10 protein-coding genes are annotated in these 19,672 nt (G+C 55.3%); 1 reads left to right on the forward strand and 9 read right to left on the reverse strand.

The annotated features are described in order from the left end of the window. Positions 1–655: 655 nt before the first annotated feature. From FE784_RS07435 to FE784_RS07450, 4 genes are all read right to left on the reverse strand, one after another. Positions 656–1,096, reverse strand: a complete 441-nt coding sequence (locus FE784_RS07435) for a hypothetical protein (protein ID WP_139601508.1) — start codon at positions 1,094–1,096, stop codon at positions 656–658. 29 nt (positions 1,097–1,125) lie between these two features. Beyond that, the gene (locus tag FE784_RS07440; protein ID WP_139601509.1) at positions 1,126–2,271 is read right to left on the reverse strand and encodes a glycosyl hydrolase family 28-related protein; all 1,146 of its coding nucleotides are present in this window, start codon (positions 2,269–2,271) and stop codon (positions 1,126–1,128) included. Between the two features lie 67 nt (positions 2,272–2,338). Further along, on the reverse strand, positions 2,339–4,183 hold the full coding sequence (locus FE784_RS07445) for a hypothetical protein (protein WP_139601510.1): 1,845 nt from the start codon (positions 4,181–4,183) through the stop codon (positions 2,339–2,341). 206 nt (positions 4,184–4,389) lie between these two features. Further along, positions 4,390–5,703 (reverse strand): ABC transporter substrate-binding protein, encoded by a 1,314-nt coding sequence (locus FE784_RS07450; protein ID WP_139601511.1) that lies wholly within the window; start codon positions 5,701–5,703, stop codon positions 4,390–4,392. A gap of 405 nt (positions 5,704–6,108) precedes the next feature. Here FE784_RS07450 and FE784_RS07455 point away from each other — a divergent pair, with 405 nt between their 5' ends. Further along, entirely contained in the window at positions 6,109–9,072 is a 2,964-nt protein-coding gene (locus FE784_RS07455; RefSeq protein WP_176706025.1) for a TIM-barrel domain-containing protein, read from the forward strand. A gap of 553 nt (positions 9,073–9,625) precedes the next feature. On the opposite strand, the gene FE784_RS07460 is transcribed toward FE784_RS07455, so the two are convergent. From FE784_RS07460 to FE784_RS07480, 5 genes are all read right to left on the reverse strand, one after another. After that, positions 9,626–10,921, reverse strand: coding sequence for a hypothetical protein (locus FE784_RS07460; protein WP_139601513.1), 1,296 nt, complete (start codon positions 10,919–10,921; stop codon positions 9,626–9,628). 34 nt (positions 10,922–10,955) lie between these two features. Beyond that, a complete protein-coding gene (locus tag FE784_RS07465) occupies positions 10,956–13,064 on the reverse strand; it encodes a glycosyl hydrolase family 28-related protein (protein WP_139601514.1) in 2,109 nt (702 codons plus the stop codon). Positions 13,065–13,632: 568 nt separating this feature from the next. Continuing rightward, on the reverse strand, positions 13,633–15,558 hold the full coding sequence (locus tag FE784_RS07470) for an SUMF1/EgtB/PvdO family nonheme iron enzyme (protein WP_139601515.1): 1,926 nt from the start codon (positions 15,556–15,558) through the stop codon (positions 13,633–13,635). Further along, positions 15,551–17,959 (reverse strand): helix-turn-helix domain-containing protein, encoded by a 2,409-nt coding sequence (locus FE784_RS07475; RefSeq protein ID WP_139601516.1) that lies wholly within the window; start codon positions 17,957–17,959, stop codon positions 15,551–15,553. The genes FE784_RS07470 and FE784_RS07475 overlap by 8 nt, the downstream gene beginning before the upstream one ends. A 108-nt stretch (positions 17,960–18,067) precedes the next feature. Continuing rightward, positions 18,068–19,618, reverse strand: coding sequence for an extracellular solute-binding protein (locus tag FE784_RS07480; RefSeq protein WP_139601517.1), 1,551 nt, complete (start codon positions 19,616–19,618; stop codon positions 18,068–18,070). Positions 19,619–19,672 lie beyond the last annotated feature (54 nt).

The following is a 19,672-nucleotide window of genomic DNA, read 5'->3' on the forward strand; positions in this document are numbered from 1 at the left end:
TCGGAGCAGACTCTCTCCCAGCTTACCACGGAAGAGGCCGGACGAATTTGGACGTTGCGATCGAATTTTTTGCACATTCCTGCGGACGAACGAATCTGTCGCTTGCTTCTATGTACCGGCTGAACCCGTTCCTCCCGGGGTTTCCCCGAACGTGATCGCATAAAGACATGAGTCCCATATTTCATGCAACAGAACCTCCAAAACCACAAAATTAAGTGGAGATGAAGGTTCTTTGTAGACATGAAATTCATTTCTAGTGTATTCTAGAGCTTCATCCGGCTGCGACATCTAGAAATTACAACGCTCTAAGTCTCCAAACCGCATTCCTGATACAGCGCGATCCTCTTATGGCAAGATTGGCATACCCTTTTCCCGCGGAACAATCCGATTCGAAGCATAACGGAACTGTATTCCGTTACTATCGCGGTTTCTGAGCTTGCCCCGGAATTAGCGGAACTTGGTTCCGTTAGTCCGACCATTCGGGAGTGAAAAGGAATGCAAACGGTGAACTAACGGAACGATTTTCCTTTATTGTGCGGTTGACGGCTGGTTTCGAGTAAATAACGCATGCGAATTCCGTTATTCCTTCGCTTAATCGAGCAGGATGCAACCTTGCCGATTGTGCGTATGCGACCTTATGCCGTCGTGACAAAAACTAATTCGTTTCATACCATGTCCCCAAAATGTTTTTAAACCGATACAGCTTTTGCGCGACTAACGCCTTGGTCGCAAGCGTACTTGTTTTGATCGCAGAGTTATGCTCGATGCTCGTATTCGCGTTGACCGTCAATATATCCAGCGTCTGTCCGTTTACTCCGTTCGCGAAGCTCGTCACTGTCGTAGGGTCGGCGTTGTTGAACCGGATCGTACCCCGAGCCGTCACATCCGGAGCAGTCGTTCCGCTGGCAGGGACGACTACCTGCTGGTTGAAGCTGCTCAGCGGACCTGCGTAACCGCTTACACCATCAAACCATTTGGTTATGGCATCTTCGTCTTTGAACGCCACGACCAACGTGTCTCCGGCGCCGTCGTACAGTCCGTACCGGTGAGCCCACTTATCGTTGCTTACATTGGAGGACGACTTGCAGTTCGTCATCTGGATGCCTTTGATCGCCTGGCCCGGCTCTATTCTGAAGTTGTCGAACAGGTTGCTCCCATAGCGGCTGTTGCGGTGCCCCCAGCAATTGGAGAGACGGTTCCTCCAAGGCGGGACATGATTGGATGCTTCGCGGCTGAACCACCATCCGGACCGTAGTTGATGTCCGCGCGGCAATTGACGAAGTTGTTGTCGGGACCGGCGACATAAATACCGATGTCCGCCCCTTCGAAAACGCAGTTGACGAACATATTGGCGGAGGCTTTCTCCAGCTTGACCGCGCAATTCCATAAATTCGTAGAATCCCCCGAATAATCCGCTCCGATTTCCGTATTCGCAATCATATTGTCGTGACCGCTCAGACGGACTGCTCCCGTCCGTTCCGTGAACGCTTCGTTTCTGCGGCTCCCGCCAAATATTTTACAATTGTTTATGCGCAGCGTACCGCCGGCCTTCTGCCAAACCGCCTCGTTCTTGAACAGGAAAAAGTCGCAGTTGTTGATGATGACGCCTATTGAATTGTGAAAGACGATGCCTTGCGTATTTTTCGTGCCGATCGCCTGCAGACCGACAAACGTAATGCCTTCGAACATAACGTTCTCTATCGTATCCCCGGAGGAATAAAAAATGTCGCCTTCGTCCCACGATTTAATGACGGAGCTCTTCCCTCTGTTCGCAAATCCCCACATGTTGTGTCCCGAGCCGCGCAACGTGATAAAGGAATACAACCGTACCCCCGTTGCTCGGTAGACGCCTACCGGGAAGTAAATGCTCCCCCCGCCGATGCCTTTCAAGTAATCGACAGCGGCTTGAATGGCGGCGGTATCGTTAACAATGCCGTTGCCGACCGCGCCGAAATCTTTGACGCTGACCGATTCTCGCAATTTGTCGCCTACGGTTCTTTCCGCCAGTCCGGTCGCCAGCCTGTAAGAAATGTCGTCGGCGTCGGACGCTTCGTCATATACAGCGCCGCTGACCGTTTGTTGACCGAATGTGTTCGTAACGAACCCTCCGGATACGAAAGCCGCCCCGGTCATGCCGAGCGAAGCCAGAAGCTTCCGCCGGCTGATCGCCTTGCCGCCCGTCGCTTCCTTGTCCGTATGGTCGCATCGACCGCTCTCGCCGGATTCAACCGGATTTTCCGACTCGAAATGCTGCCTCTTCTGTTGATCCATTTGATTTTACCCTCCCGATAAGGTTACTACTAGCCGCACCTGCTTAATCTCGGAGCGCGCACCCGCATCAATCCACCGCTTTTCTCGCCGTATAATCCAACCATCTGGAGGCCGAGTGCGCCCCATCGTTGACAAATATTCCGGCGTTGTTGACCGCGTTGAACTTGCTCGCTTCGGCAGCCGTCAACGTATAGGTCAAAAGGGTCGCGTCGTCGAATTTGACCGTGATGACTCCGTTGTATTTCATGACCTCCACTTTGACGGGAGCACCGGCCGTGATGGGCACGTTGGCCGAGGCGACGTTCGTGTAGCCTCCCGAATTGATGGCAAATAGCTTGACGCCGCCTCCGCCTCCCTTGTCTCCTCTGAGCATGAAGAAGTCGCTTCTGCTGATGACGTTCCAGGCGAGCCCCGCTTGGTTAGTCGATCGGAATTCGATGTTCGCGGTCAGGTGAAAATTGTCCCCGTCGGCAACTCTGCGTATGGCCATTCCCTGATACTTGGAGTTGTAGGCTTTATTGGATTCGATTCCGAAAACGGGGAATTGCTCGAAACCGTTTTCCATTTCCAGCCAGCCAGCCCCCAGAGTCGCCGCATCCGCCCGATCGAACGAATCATGGTCGACTGCAGCCATTGGCGCATCCGTTCCGCTTGCAGTTATGGGAACAAAAGGTAACGGACCGGTTTTTCCCAATGTTTGAATAACATCGACATAAATAGCGGAGGAAACGGTATCGTAAGCCAGCGGACCTTTGAGATGCGAGCCGTCCTTGGTAAGGAGCGGCTTCCATTTTCCCGTTCGTTGTCCGTCGGGCAGTCTGTATTCCACCGGGGACAGCGTATCGAATACGCCGGATACGGGGGCCGGAACGGAGCTTAGCCATTCTACGACCTTCTCCCAATTTCCGCCGGGGCCGTAGACGGGATTCAGCGTTTGGCCGTCCAGATCCACCCAGCTGTTCGTACTCGTGGTTCGGGGCATCGGGAGACAGACATATATTTTAATGCCTTGTAGATGCATCTGGTTAAACAGCTGCATTAATTGGGTTTGTATCGTTTCGAACGAATGACCGGAATTCAAATCGTTCGAGGTAACGTACAGTAAAGCGGCGTCAGCGTATTTCAACAAGGATAGCCGGGGAAAGGTGATATGCTGCAAAATCTCTCCGCCCTTCGCCACTTTAAAATACGGAAGCTTTCCCTCCAAGGCAGCCGCGCCGAGCCCTCTCCAGTTATCGTTGGTGCCCGCGAACGTGGAGCTTCCGTAAATCCCGACCGTCGGCAGCCAGTTGTCCGCGCTGACAGTGCCCAGAACGCCAATGGGACTGTAGCCCGCCACCGTAGCCGAACCGAGAGGAAACGTCCGCGAAGTGTAATCCAGACTGCCCGAAGCGGATCCGGCCACATACTCGAGAGCCTGATTGCCCTTGGGCCACTCTCCCCCTGCCGGCACCTCAACTCTCGTCTGAACGACGATCTTGTCGCCCGCCTTTACATATACCCCGATCGGATCCGTTAAAATATCCGCGCCCGGGTCAACCACGATTTGCCTGCTTCCCTGGAAGTGCACCGGATAAAACGTCGCCGAGCCGAGAATCTGAAAGCCTACCTTCAACGTCAAGCTGTTTTTGCCGATTTTGTCTCCGTAATAATTGGTCAGGATGAATTGCAGGTTCGTTGCATCTTGCAATACCGTATAGGTGTCCTTGAAATAAGCGAACGTCTCGCCGCTAATGACGCCTGTGGTTATGCCTCCGTTGTTGCCGGGCGAAGTGGCCGCTATGGATCGCTTGGCGGAGCCGCCTTCTTGTTTGGCCGACAGCTCATAAGGAAAAAAGGTATTTTTTGCGCCCATGATAAGTACGCTCAGCAGCGCTAACACGCCAATCGCTCCAGCCCATTTGCTCGACATACATACCTCCGTAGAAATAATGTCTTACCGGAATTCGCGGAGGCTTGCGTTCCCCGAAAATAGGACGCCCCGAAGTCGCTTTGGCAAACATCGATACTACTGCCTCTGACGCTCGGGGCGGTTGGGATCAAGCGCTTACCGCATCACGGATTTCGTCCCGGCCGTGCTTCCCGCCCGAGTGCGATGCGTGTCGGGCTATTCGTATATTACTTCGCTTTCGCTTCGGCCAAAGCTTTGGTCGCCCCTTCATCGGCTTCCCGCAAGGCGGTATTGACATCTTTCTTGCCGATCAATACGTTCATCATCTCGGGCAGCAAAAATTTGTCCTGCGCATTGACGCTGTTGACCAGCCCCGGCGCTCTGCCCTGCGGCTCGGGAGCGAACTTGTTGTAATAATACGCCGCAATATTTTTGCCTTTATAGAGCGGATCGTTCTCCATGTACACTTTTTTGAACGACGCATCGGCAAGAACGGGGAACAGTCCGTCCTTGGACATTTTCATCTGATACTCGTCAGACGTCATGTAGGCGGCGACCTGGAAGGCGACACGCTGGTTCTTGCTTCCCTTGATCAGGAAGTTATAACGCACGTTAGCCTGCATTTCTACGCCCGGCTTTTCTTTATAGGTCGGGGCGGACACGATATCCCAATTGAATTTCCAAGCCGGAATATTCAGCGCCATGACGGTCATACCGGAGATTCCGGTCCCGAACAGCTTCCGATCCTCCTCCTTGGACGCCGTCTTCGCATCGAAGGCCAAGCCCGGCAACGTATAGAATCGGAGCCAGTTGTCAATGATCTTCTTCCAATTCGGATTCTGGAACGTCGTTTTATCCGCGTCGGGTTCCAAATAGGGCAGCTCGAACGGATTCAAGGCAAAAAACGTATCGCCCCAACGATCGGTAAAGCCCCGGTACTGCACGCCTTGCTCCTGTCTGGTCAGCTTCTTCGCAATCTCGAATGTGTCGTCCCAGGTCATGCCGTCTTTCGGATAAGCGACGCCGAACTTATCGAACACCTCCTTGTTGTAATATAGAGCGTTTACATTGATATTCAGCGGCAGACCGATAATTTTGCCGCCGGCAGCCTTTTTCATAATATCCACGGTTGCCGGATTAAGCCGGTTCAAATCATATTTTTCGCTCTTGATGAGCGGATCAAGGTCGTCGGCCAATTGAAGGTTGTTCAGATGATTCGGTATCGAGCCCTTCGTCCCGATATAGAAGTCGGGTGCATCGCCGACCGCCAGCAGCTCCTCGATCGTCGTGCCTTTCGCGGGCGGAATCCCCTTGACGGTAATATGCGGAAATTTCTGCTTTAAGGGTTCCACATAAAATTTGTCGAACTCCGCTTGGCTGATCGAGTTCATGTAAAACTTCAGCTCCGCGGGCTTGTTCTCGACCTGCTTGTTTTCCGGAGTCTTGCTGTCGGACGATTGATTTTCCGTCCGGTTTCCTCCGCATGCCGACAGCATCGGCACCAGCAGCAGGGCTGCCATCATTTTCACTTTTGTCGACACTGGTTTCTATCCCCCTCTTTATTATCTGACCCTCCATGTCCGGCTGCCGCATTCGAAGAGTATGCGCTTACCTTCGCGATCGCGAAAAAGAATGCCGCTTTCCTTCTTCAAAACCGATAAACCGCCCCGAGTGTACTCCAAATGAATCCGAATCTATGAATCTCATTCGACCAAAACCCCCTTTTTCCGGCATGGCTTAATTGTATAAGTCATTTCCGGTCAATTCTAGGTTTATGGATTGCTTGTTACGGTACGTAGATGACTGTTCTCGAATCGCTATGGTATGATGATTGCGAGAGGAAGGTATTCTGCGCATTCCTTCTCCTTTCCATGCAACCTATCCATGTGAGCGCTTGCAAAACGATCGGCATGCGGCTGCTCCGCCATACTTCGAGGAGGGATGGAGTGTATACTGCGACCGACCCTATTCAATTCCGCGCCTTGAACGGCAATTATGTACGCGTTCAACTTGCGGCCCCGCATACGTTCCGCATCCGGACGAGCTCGCGGAACGACTTCCCGGAGCCTCCGCTGAACCGATACGGCATTTTGCATAGTCTCCAGGCCCGTTCGGATTATTCCGCGAACGACGAAGAATCTGAGCTGATCGTAATAACATCGGAAGCGATACTCCGGATGGACAAACGGGACGGAAGCTTCGCACTGCTGCGTTCGGACGGACGGATACTGATCCGGAGCGCCGACAGCACGCATCTATTTACCCGAGGATTCGACGCGCAGTTTCGCTTGAGCGAAGGGGAAAAACTATACGGACTCGGGGACGAAACCCGATCCGGCATACAGCACAGAGGCCATCTGGCCGATATGCGAATAACTCCGCAGCAATCGCGCATACCGATCCCGTTTCTGATGAGCAGCGGAGGATGGGGAATGCTGGTCAATACGGTCTGGCGCCACGCCATCGACATCGGCCATACGGTTCATGACCGGCTGCGCGTCGAGTGCGAAGGGGGCGAACCCGATTTTTACTTGTTCGCGGGAGATCGTTACGGCCAGCTTCTCGACCGGTATACGGACATCGTCGGCAAGCCGGTATTGCTGCCCATATGGGCTTACGGCCTGACCTTCACCTGCAATCAGCAGGCCGACGCCCGCGACGTTGTCGAGGATGCGCTGAACTTCCGCAAGGAAGACATCCCCTGCGACACGATCGGTCTGGAGCCCGGCTGGATGGAAACCTATTACGACCATTCCACGGAGAAGCGCTGGCACCCCGAACGTTTTTCCATCCCGACCTGGGCTACGAGAAGCTCGCGGACCTTTATGGGCGCGCTGGACCGGCTTGGCTTCAAGCTAAGCTTGTGGCTGTGCTGCAATTACGATCTGAGTCTTTACGAGGAGCGTCTCCTATCCGGCGACACCCGAACCGACGACGGTCAGAACGAAGTTTGGTATGCTCATTTGCGCAAGTTTGTCGATCAGGGGGTGTCCGCCTTCAAGCTGGACGGAAGCCATATGCCGGTGGCCCGGCCCAACCGCAAATGGGCGAACGGGATGAGCTCCGAGGAAATTCACAACCTCTACCCGCTGCTGCTCTTCAAGCAGATGCAGGCGGGGTATCGGGAGCAAACCGGCCGGCGTGCGATGATCTACTCCATGATCGGTTATACGGGCTTGCAGCAATATGCGGCGACATGGGCGGGCACATCGGGCGGAGGCGTCGATTCGCTCGTCTCTTTGCTGAATCACAGCTTGTCCGGTCACGCCCACACGACCTGCGACATGGAACCCCACTCCGCCGCGGGTATCCATTTCGGTTTTTTGCAGCCGTGGTCCCACCTGAACAATTTCGCTTATTGGCAGCATCCGTCTTTGTTGGACCCGGAATTGCTGCACCTGTTCCGCATGTATGCAAAGCTCCGCTACAGCCTGATTCCTTACATCTATTCCGCAGCTCACGTTGCGGCCCGAACGGGAATGCCCATCCTTCGGGCCATGCCGCTCTGCTTTCCGGACGATGCGAGGACGGACGAAATGCAGAACCAATACATGCTCGGCGACTCCTTGCTTGTTGCGGCATTCACGGATACGGTCTATTTGCCGGAGGGTACGTGGATCGATTATTGGACGAACGAACGCCATGTCGGGCCCAAGGAGTTCCTTTATACCGCGCCCGAGCATGCGGGAGGTCCTTTATTCGCGAGAGCCGGCTCCATCATTCCCGTCTGGCCGGAGACGAGTTCCGTCGGACAAAGCATGCCGGAACGGATCGGTCTGCGCATATACCCTCACGCCTCGGGCGATTATGCCCTTTATGAAGATGACGGGGTTACTTACGGCTACCTGGACGGGCAATTTTCGGAAACGAACCTATGCATCCGGGCGGAGGATGGGAACGCCGTCATCCTTATCGAGCCGAGAACGGGCCAGTTTTGCGGCATTCCCGGGCAGCGCGGCTACGATCTGTACGTTTACATGGAGGCGAAGCCGCTTCGGCTTTCCGTCAATGGCCGACCGCTGGCGGAATGGACCGGCGAGCCGGGAAAGTATCCGGCTGACGAGGGTTGGCATTTCGAACGGGATACGTGGCTCGTTCATGCATTCGTAATGGAAGCCCCGGAAAGTCGCGATGCGCTCCGGATCGAGCTGATATCCGACGCTTCGGCAGCGAATCCGCGACTTGCGAAGCGGAAAGACGCAATGCCCGATGATCGAATGATCGGGCCCGGCGGCCATGCGAGGGCAACGGTCGGCACGTGGGAGAACAAGCTTGAGATCAGTCTCATTTCCGGAAACCTGCCCAAAGCGCAAGAAGCGTTGCAATCGATATGGAGCAGTCGTCCCGACATTGCCGGCAGCTCCAACCAAACTCGCGAATATTTGTTGAATATCGGCGGGGTGCTCTTGCATATAGCCGAACGACAAGGCTGGAGGCTGGAGGAGGTTGCCGGGGACGACTACAACGACCTGTTGAATTTGCCGGGCATGACCTTGAGCGAAGGAACCTACTCTCTCCTGTGGCGGGTTCTGCAGCGATTCATCGATTATTCCGGGACGGCACGAACGGCTTCCACCCCTATTCTGGTCAAGCAAGTCATTGCCCTTGTCGAGCAGGAGATAGACCGGGAGCTTACGCTTCAGCACATCGCGGAACGATTGCATGTGAATTCGTCCCACCTCAGCCGCGTGTTCAAGAGGGAGCTGGGCAAGCCCTTCTCGGTCTTCCTGTCGGAGAAGAAGATGCTGCAGGCCAAACAAATGCTCCTTGCCGGCGAACGGATTTCCGATGTTTCGGTTGCTCTCGGCTACAAGGATTCCAGTCACTTTAGCCGCGTCTTTCGCAAATATTGGGGAACCACCCCGGGAGAATTGATTGCTCCCCTCAAAAAAAAGAAAACGACGCGATGATGCGAATCGGAAAAGAGCCTCCGCCTGTTGCTGGCGGGTCTCTTTTTGTCCGGAACGAACTTAGGTCGGATCGTTATCCGCTTCGAACGGAGACGGTTTCCCGTTCTTGCAGAAAACTTCGTGTCCCTCGATCCTAAATGTATATGACTTATTCCTTTTTGTATATGGACACTACTCAGCTGTCCACCATCCTTTTCACCCCGAAATATCGGAATAGCGGAAGACTGTGCCGTTATATTCGGGAGTGCAACGAAATTCGGGACAATAACGGAATACAGTACCGCTATATACGAAATGTGCTCCTTTGCGCATCCAATCGCTTGACACTTGGCTGAAATTAATAAAACCTACTGCCTTAAAAAGGCGGTAGGTTAACGGCATTTGCAACCTTTGTATAACCACGCTCGGGAGCTGTTTCGGACATAAGGCCAAGTTCAAATGTTTGCCGCTGGCTGCTGCGGGATGCTTCCGCTAGCTATGTATCGCGACGGATATCGCAATAAACCTCCGCCACTCCAGTGTCGTCGGCTACAGTTCCGAGATGCAAGCGGACTCACAACTTCTCGACCAGCTCGAGGATCGCCTCTTTAATCGCCTGTTCGATCGACGGATCGTAAGGAGAAGGTCTGCCGCTTGAATAAAAGGCAGTGTACGATTCGAAACCGCCTTCCTTCAATTGGGCCGCCGTCGGGATATAAGTGGTATGCCCGTTGCAGTAGCCCATCGGCAGCACTTTACCGGCAAATACGCGTTTCGTATACAGTCCGTATTCCGCTACGGCTTCCCCGTTCATCGCCAAAAACGCCAGTCCGTCCGCCAATCGGATATAACCGATCCGCAGCAGCTCGAACGGGACATTGCGCTCGGGATGCTCGAGCAAAATGCGGCTCCATGCCCCCCATGCATCCGCCTTGTCCTTATGCGCCTCCAGTTCCGCCGAAGTAGGCTGCGACTGAAAAGGAAGCCGCACCCGCGTGCAGCGGAATTCGAACGGGACGAAGCGCAGCGGTTCCATCCCGGTAGAGAGCACCTCCAGCGCAGCGGCCGCGAGCTCGCAGCCAAAGCGGGTCACTTCCAGATTCGAGCCGGCGTAAAACCGGCCGTCCCGGACAACCGCCGGTCTAATGTCTCCGCAGCACCCTTGCAAATAGAGCGCGACCGCATCATTGCCGAGCGCGGCTTCCACCTGCTCCGTCGCCACGCCGGGAAATTCCGACGAGAACGCATTGCCGTAAGTCGTCGTCGGATGGCAAGCATAGTGGACGAATGCGCATTTCGTATGCCCATCCCGCTTCCGGAACCGGATCACCGTCACCTCCGGGTCTGTCGGTCCTTCGTCGCTCGGGGCCATTACGATGTTGCCGTTTTCCCGTTTGCGCCGGTATGTGGCGAAGCCGCAGCTGCCGCTGCCCCGTTCTGCATCGACCGGCTCCAGATTGGCCATCGCCAGCTCGACCCCTTGCAGGACGGCCGTCTCGAGCAGCTCGATGAACGGGCGGTACGGACCGTCGAATGTTTCTCCGAATCGGCTCCCGGGATAGGGGGCCGAATGGGTATGCGTGCCCTGCAGCAAAATCGCTTCCCCCGGAATGCCCCATCTCTCGTATAGTTGCTTCCGCAACGAGTCGATTCTTTGATCCACGAAATAAATAATATCGGCGGAAATAACAACTGCATAGTGGGATTGTCCCCGTTCGCTCTTTCTTTGAAACACCGCCACTCGTGCATAGAGCCTGCGTACCGTCTCCGTCGCGGCATCCGGACGAAGCGGATGGGCAGGCTGCAGCTCGGCCGGGAAGGCCGGAGTAATGTCCATTTTTGCCGTTCCCAGCAACACGATCGTATCCATCCTATCTACTCCAGTCATTTGATGGGAAATCGCTTTACCCGATATATTCGATCAAGCATAACGCAAGCGGGTTGAAATTCGACACGTCCGCGCCGGCGACCAATTGCAGCTTCCGTTTCTCCTCGGAATCGCAGACAAACAAAACTTCCTCGCTAACCTGAAAGCCGTCGCTGTGCGCCGCAGGCGACGCTTGCGCGAGCACGACGGGAGCCGCCTCCGTCGTCTGAACCGTGAAGGTCGCGCTATCCGCTTCGGTTACCGCGCCGGCCGGAGCGTATAAGGTGACCTTGGTAATGATCGCTTGAAGCGGAAGGTCGATCGCGACAGTTCCGTTATTCGCCGGAAATTTGCCGTCCGCGCCTTTTATCGATATGACGTGCTTGCCCAAAACCGCCGTACTCGCCTTGTCGTACCCGTATACCATGTTCCAGATTACCGCTCTCGTATCCGCATTTCCCCGGCAATTATGGAACGTAATAGCCGGCTGCCCTCCCGTATTGCTCGTACCCGATGGAGTATATTGGATGAAGGCGGAGGGAGACGCTTTTTTGGCGAATTGACAGTTCGTGTAAGAAACATTATGCGGAAACTTAAACGAGTTCCCGGTGTACGCATACTCATGAATGCCCATTAAATTGCATTTGTCAAAAGAAATAACCGGCATTTTCTCGTTCGTGGACGTGAACTTGGCAACCTTCCAGCTCTCCGCCCCGGTCTGGAAAGCTTGCGCATCGGCGTCGCAGCTAATAAAGGAAACGTTGCCGTCATTCCATTTGCAATCGATCAGCGCTCCCGTTCCGTATTTGGTCTCGAATCTGGCCCCTATGCACAGGAATCGCTGAACGCCGTAAGAGTGGGCGCCGCCGTACAGCTTGAAGAACGTGCTGCTTCCGGCGGAACTCGTATTGATGTAGCTCCCGCCCCATATATTGATGTTGCCGCCTTTCTCGAAATGAAGAAAATCGCCTCTTGTCACTTCGAATTGACATGCGAAAAAATTGTAGTTCAGAAACTGATCGCTGGCAGTGGAGGCTTCCGCGTACACCGTTTTGTTCCATGAGCCGTAGAAGCCGCAATGATAAAACGAGAACTCGCTATTCGTATTGTTTCCTTGCAATTTCCAGCCATAGTTGAAATCGATAAAATCGCACATATGGAACGTGTAGTTTTGCGCGCCGCCCGTGGAATACGAGAACATGAAGTTCGTATTCTTCGCATAATCGCCGATAAACGTAATCCCCTCCATATGAATATGGAGCCATTTGTCGTTGTTGTAGAACAAGTATCCGTCATTATTCGTCGGCTTGAACAACACCTTCGTCACGCCGCGGCCCGCCCCTTTAAGGACCAGACCTCTCGTCCGGATGGCCGTCGAGGAGAACAGCCGCGGATCGTCGGCGTTCAGTACGAATGTTCCCGGAGGCAGCTCTATGACAGCATTTCCTTCATGGTTTGCGCCGAATATATCCGATCTGCTCGTCGTCTTGGACAGCAATTCCGTAACAGCGCTTTCAAATGCTGCGGTTGCGTCGGCTCCCCCGGTAGGATCGGCCCCTTTGGACAACACGTTGATATTGTGTCTGAACCGGATGGCGAGCTGCTCCTCGTGCGCGCTCAAGCCGATAATCCGGTGCGTTCCTCCGCTGAACTGGACGTTGTCCCCGACAAACACGACCGAAGCAGTGTTGCTCAGCACAGCCTCGAGCTTGTATGTGCCGGGCGGAAACAGCACTTCCTTCTTCCCCGCGGCAATGGCCGTATCGATCGCGCTTTGAATGGCCGGCGCATCGTTCGCGGTGCCGTCGCCCACCGCTCCGAAGTCGCGGATGCTGATCCATTCGCGCAGCTTGTCCGCTACGGTCCGTTCCGGAGACGCCCCCGTGTACTGGAACATGATCTGATCGGCATCGGGGATATCCTCCCCTCCGTATACCGAGCCCGTCACGGAAGCTTCCCCGCTCATGGCGTTCAGCAGCACACCGGATGCTACAGCTGCGCCCGTAACGCCAAAGGCCGCAAGCAGTTTGCGCCGGCTCATCCGTTCCCCGCCGCCTGTCTTCTCCGGCTCGTAAAGTCCCGCCTCCTTTCCGACGCGACGGGTCTCCCCGGGTCTTCCGTTTTCGGGCGGCTTGTTCTTATCCATCCTGCCTTCCTCCTTCTGCAATTTGCAAAATGCATTGCTTCTTTATTGTATAAAACAAGGTTATACGAACCTATAGCGTTCGATTGCACAAAAATGGTACGCCAATGACTTCTTCACGATGTGCATAGTACTATGAATGCGCTTTCCCAATATCACGGCAATTCGTAGCCTAGGTTGCCGAATAGACCTTTAAATCCGCATTGACCCGGGAAAGGTGAATTTCAAGGCAACATTCAGCTAACGGCTCGGCTTCACTCGCTATATATTCAGCAGGAATGAATCGGACCAATCGGGAGGAATATCGGTTGAATGCAGGAAAATAGCGGCAAATGTATCATAGCGTATTCCATCCTGTTATCGACTCCCTCCTTCGCCTTGGCAGTAGATGGGAACGGCGATCATTGGGCGAACAAGGTCGCGCGGAATATGGTCGGCCTCCGGCCGTTACGCGACAAAAGGATTTCGGGTAGCGGCCGATCCGAAACAAGAATGACAAAGCGCTCCCCGGCACGCAAACCCGGGAGCGCTTTGTTCTGTCATCCGGCTGACATCCGGTTATGCCGCTCCATCAGTCCAGAGGCGGGGGAGGCGTGGTCAGCCAGGCCAAATTGAACGTATAGTGAATACGGCTGCTGATCAGATGAACGAGCCCGTTGCGCCCCTGAACCATGGCGAGGTAGCCTTTCGGCTCGGCGGAGGACCGGTCCATCGTAAACTCCCCGGTCCATGCCCCCCCATTCCATACGCCTCCGTTCCGGTCGGTCGATACGAGACGTTTATGCGGCCAAGTGGCCCCGTCGTCATACGATACGGCCGCAAACAAGCCTTTGACGGTCCTGACGGCGCCCGAGTCGTCCGTAATCGGCATCTCCTCGGCAAAGGAAGCGAAAAACAACGGACCTTCCCGCAGCCGCCGCAGCACGAGCCGCTGCCCCATGCCGATCGGCTCGAACTCCGTGGCGCTGTAGCTCCACGTCCGCCCGTTGTCGCAGGATACGCTTTGCGGCATGTGACCATGGATCGTATCGCCGCGGCCGAAAGCGAGCCAGCTGCCGTCCTCCCGTTCGACGACCGAGGCATGGATGCCGGCGATCAAGCCGCCCGGGTCGTACCAAGAGTCCCCTCCGTCGCTGCTGATCCACAGATTCGTGCCTCCGTCGCCGCCGGTCTCCGCATCGCACGGCTGCAGCAGCAAGCCGGAGCGGGTGCGAATGAGCGCGGGGATCGGCATCCGGCGCGTGCCGTGCTCGGAGTCCATAATCCTCGCCTTGCTCCATGTCGCTCCATTGTCGCGCGATATTCGCAGGACGGGCATTAATGTTCCCCATGTCCCGGCCGCCCCCATTCCGTTAATATGGAACAGCGCGCCTTCCCCGTCGGACCACAGGCTGCTGCCCGACATATTGCGGCCGGGCGCATCCCAGAACAGCGACGCTTCGTCCCATTCGTTCGACCCATAGCGAAGACGGCTGGCGGCAATCACCATCTCCCGCCCGCCCTCCCATTTGGTCGAGAACCAGACGGCCAGCAAATCGCCGTTGTCCGTCTCCGCGATCGACGGAACGTGATTATGCGGATAAAACGGCCCCTGCTCGGACGGGACCAGCTTCACGAACACCTTCGGTTCGGCGAAATACGGTCGGTCCGGGTCGGGACCCGCTCCGATCGATTCCGGTATGCTCTGCTTTACTCCGAGCCGGTAAGCCTCCGTATCGGCCCAAGGCGACGTCGGTGCCGTATCCGGCATGTCGCCGAGCGCGACGCGGAAGCCGAGCAGCCAATGCCGGTCCTCCGGAAGCGCTGCCATTCGCTGCGAGGAGCGCAAGTATACGGGTGCGGTCGAATGGCTGCCGCCGCGAGATACGCGAAATTCTCCGTCGGCCCGGCCGACCGGGTCCGTCTGCTCCCCCTCCTCGTACGGACCGTACCAATCGTTGACCCATTCCTCCACGTTGCCGTGCATATCGTGCAGTCCCCAAGGATTCGGGGGAAATTGTCCCACGGTCAGCGGCACGACCTCGAACTCCCGCTTCGTCTTGATCGGATCGGGATACCAAGAGTGCTGTTGGCGCCGGTATTGTTCCACGGGAAAGTCCTCCCCCGTCGAATAGGACGTCTCGGTGCCGGCCCGGCAGGCGTATTCCCACTCGGCCTCCGTCGGCAGCCGGTAAGGCAATCCCTCACGCTCCGACAGCCAGCGGCAATACGCCGCCGCTTCGTGCCAGTTGACAAATATGACAGGCTCGTCGTCCTCCGACGAAAATCCAAGCTTGCCCCGCAGCTTGCGATGCTCCGGGTCGAATCGCTCGTATTGCGCATTGGTTACTTGACAGGCGCCCATATAAAACGGCCTCGTAATGCGCACCGGATGACGCGGACGTTCGTTTAGCTCGCCTTCGTCGTCCCCCCTCGCATATGTGCCGGCTGCGATTCGCACCAGCTTCATCCCGATGCCGTTCATATATTCGCGATCTATCGGCAACTGCTTAATCATGATCGACCTCGTCCTCCTCCGGATCGGTGCGTTCCATGGATCCTTTGATCAGTCGGTTCCCTCCGCGTCCGGAAGCCGTCGTATTGCGGAATTCCTGCGGAGAAACGCCCTCTAATTTCTTGAACGTGCGCAAAAAGGTGGTACGGCTGAAATAGCCGACGTTCTCGCTAATGTCCTGGATGCTCATATTCGTCTGGCTCAATAATTCCTTCGCTTTGGCTACGCGAAGCCGGCTGATGTAATCGGTCAAATTGACGCCTAGCTTATCCTTGAACACCCGGGAAGCGTATTTTACGGAAATTTCCATTTCGTCCGCAATTTTTTCCAAAGACAGATCGCTCGTGTAGTGATCCTCGACATAGTCTTGAATCAAGGCTACCAGCGAATTCGATTTGTTGGACTGCTTTTTCGACACGAAGGCCGCGATCCGCCCAAAAAACGCGATCAGTTGGCCTTTGCGCGCCTCGAGCGCGAGCGGATGCTCGCCAGGCCGGACAAGCTGCTCCCGCTCCCGAGCCGTAACGAACTGCTCCGGCTTCAGCCCCCTTTCCATGAGGAAGCGCCGACCCGTGTTATACAGCTCGTGCAGCAGCGAATTGCGCTCGTCGAACGATACGTTGTGCGAGGCAAGCTCGAGCGCCATCTTCTCGATCGCGTCCGTTACGCCCGCGATGTCTCCCGTCTTCAACAGGGCGAGCAGCCTCGTTTCGTCCGCGAACGAATACTGGACGCCGTATTGGATATGCAGCTCTTTGGCGCGCACGATTTTGAAATGGTCGGCCGGACCGACGCTCAGCATCGCGGTCAGCGCGTCCCGGTACGATCTCGTAATGCCCTCGGGACCGGCATACGCTTTGCCGATACCCGCATTGATGCGGCAGTACAACGCGTCATAGCGAAACGTCTGCATCATCTGCTGCAGCTTCCGTTCGATAACGACCGTTTCCTCGTCACTGCCGATATTCGCGACGACAATATACAGGTGCGGCTTATATTCAAGCACATACAGGGCAGAGCTGCCGTGCAGCAAGCCGCCGATCATTTTTTTCAGCTTGCTCTGGATGACGATCCGCTCCACGTCTTGAAAATCGTCGTAAAATTCATTTCGGAAGTCGACCGAGATGACGAAGCAAACGTAGTCGCCATGGACGAAGCCGAGCTGTCTGGCCAGCACGCTTTGAATCTCGCCGGATTGCTCGTCGGTCGGCACGTTGCCCTTCAGCAATTGCAGGAGAACGTTCTCCGCATATTCCAGCGACAGCACGTTCAGCTCGTCCTGCATCCGCCTGCGGTTCTCGATCAGCCGGTTAATGCCGCTTCCGATTCGCTCCCATTCGTCCGATCGCACGACGGGGCCTTGGTCGCGGATGCCTTCCTCGCTCCCGGTCAGCACGACCCCGATGCGGCGGATCGGATTGTATATAATATACGTAAACACGAAGGAGAAGAAGCAGCCGATCACGATCAGGCTGATACAAATAATGACGACCATTTCGAGAATGCCGGACGCCTGCTTCTTGAACTCGTCGATCGGGGTTATGGCGTAGAAGCTCCAGCCGTACAGATCGGTATTGACCGCAGATATCGTATACAGCCTCCCTTGCACCGCGAATTCGCCCTGCTTCTGTTTGGTCGTGCCGGAGATTTCGCCGACGACCCGAACCGCTTCCATGTTGGCGAAGTCCGGATCGGAGTTCAGTATCATTCTTCCGGCATCATCCGTTACGATAACCCTGGTGGAAGGACCGGCGAACACCGAATCCATCGTCCGCTGTATCGTGTTCACGGGCACTGTGGTGACCATGACCGCACGGTACGGGCCAAGCGGGGCAAATGCCAGAAACGGAATGACTCGGCTGCGGGAAAACGGCGTCTCTACGTCCGTCGGATGCAATATATCGATCATTTTTACCGAATTCATCATCTGTTCCCAAGCGTACGCGTCGTAATCGGCGAAACGGTAATATTTCCCGAGGAATGACGCGAAATCGTTGACTCCGCCGCTCGTATATACTTTCTCGTTATCGATATACACGAACGTTTCGTCGACAAAGCTGCTGATATTGACGCGAGTGCGCGCGATATTGCGCGCAAGCTGCTCCAACTCGGCTCTCTCGGTCACCGAATACAGCTTGTCGGGCTTCAGCAGGCGAATAACGGAGGAATCGTTGAAGAAGCTGATGCTGGACTCGTGTATCATCTGCAGATAGGAATCGACCGTACCCGCCGATGTCCGGACGTTCATCATGATTTTTTCTTCGAAATCGCGCTTCAGTTCCTTGATGAAATTGACGTACGTAAAGAAGCCGACGATCAAGATCGGAATGAGCAGCGACAAGAAGCAGAGCAAAATTTTCACGAACAGCCGATTGACACGCAAACGCGCGAGCCGCATTTTCATCCCGCTTCCCCCTATCCGTCCGTCCTTGCGAACCGTATAAACGGGTGACGCCGCTTGCCGGTCGGAGGGAGGACTCCTCGCCCCCCGTCGCCGACCGCCATCTGGGCGTTATTGGACACGGGCAAGCGCGTCATTATAAATTTTCTCCATCTCCGGAACGCCGGCCGATTTAAGCGATTCGGCCCATTTGTCGTAGTCGGCGAGCGGCTTGGCACCCATGATGAATTTTACCACATCCTGCTCGAGCGGACTGATCTTCGTCGTAATCTGTTTCAGCTTCTCGCTTTCCACCGAAGTGAAGCCGGGCGTCAGCGCCGGCACGATATAAGCGCCGGGATCGGCCAGCAGCTCCTCGCTCCAGCGGAGCAAATCCGGATGGGTGACCTGCTTCATCGGACCTTCGTCGATGTTGACCGCCATGGCGAGCAGCCCCGCTCCTATGTCCGAAAGCATGGCTCGGACGGGATCTCCTGCAGTTTTGTACTTGGCGACGACCGAATCCAATATTTTCGGTTTGCCGTCCACCATCTCGTACGTTTGTCCGAGCGTTCCGAAGTTTGTGGCAATCGTGCCTTCCTGTCCGTACATCCAGTCGAACATTTTGAGAACCGCCTCCGGGTCCTTCGTCTTGACGCTGACCGCGTAATTGTCGACGAGCCAGCCTTTGGCGTACAGAAATCCTTTCGCCTTGCCTTTGCTGTTGGTCAAGTACGGGATGCGGTCGAACTTCGCTTTCGGATTTTTCTCCTGCAGCACTTGATTGTAGTTGACCGCGAACTGATTGTTGTCGTAATAGAAAAACGATTTGCCGGTGCTGAGCTTCTCGTCCCAATTTTGCTTCGTATTGATCGAGAAATCGGGGTCGAGCAGCTTCTCCGCATATAGCTTGTTCAAATAGGCGAGCACTTCCTTGAACTCCGGCTTGTTGGTGCCGTAGAAGTAACGTTTGCTGTCCGAATCGTATGTCATTCCGTATCCGCCGCCCATGCCGAGCGCGAATGCGTCCATGAACGACATGCCGCGGGTCGTCCACGGATACGAGGAGGGGTACGCTTCCTTCATTTTTTTGAGCACATTGTACAGATCGTCGAACGTTTTCGGTACGGGCAGCTTCAGCTCCTCCAAAATATCGGTACGGACGAGCAGCGTTTTGGCGCCCTGAATTTTGTAGTTCTCCGTAATCGGGAACGAGTATAGCTTGCCGTCCACATACAGCTTCTTGATCTCCGGATTGTCCTTCAGTACCTTCGAGAAGTTCGGCAGCTTATCCAAATAGTCGGAGATCGGCACGAACATGCCCGTTTTGGCGAACTCGGCCACTTCAAGCGCTTCCAAACCGATAATATCGGGAATGTTGTTCGTCGACAGCAGCACGCGCTTTTTGTCCAAATAGTTGCTTCCCGGCACCGGCTCCAGGCTGATTTTCACACCCGTATGCTTCAATATTTCCTTCAGCACCGGCGTATCCGTCTTGATCGCCTGCGCGGGATTTTCGCCTCTGGTCATCCTGACCGAAATTTCCTTCTGCGCGACATTCTGCCCGCCGCTGCCGGAATCCGTCCCGGTTTTCGGCTCTTTCTCGTTGCAAGCGGACAATACGGCCGAGGAGGTCAAGACGACGGAGAGCAGCACCGTCGAAACCTTCATTCTGTTGTTCATAGTATTCGCCCCTGTTCTTCTATTTATTGTATCCTTGCGATGCGACGCAAATCC

The sequence above is a fragment of the Paenibacillus hemerocallicola genome (assembly GCF_006265175.1).
Lineage (GTDB): Bacteria > Bacillota > Bacilli > Paenibacillales > NBRC-103111 > Paenibacillus_AB > Paenibacillus_AB hemerocallicola.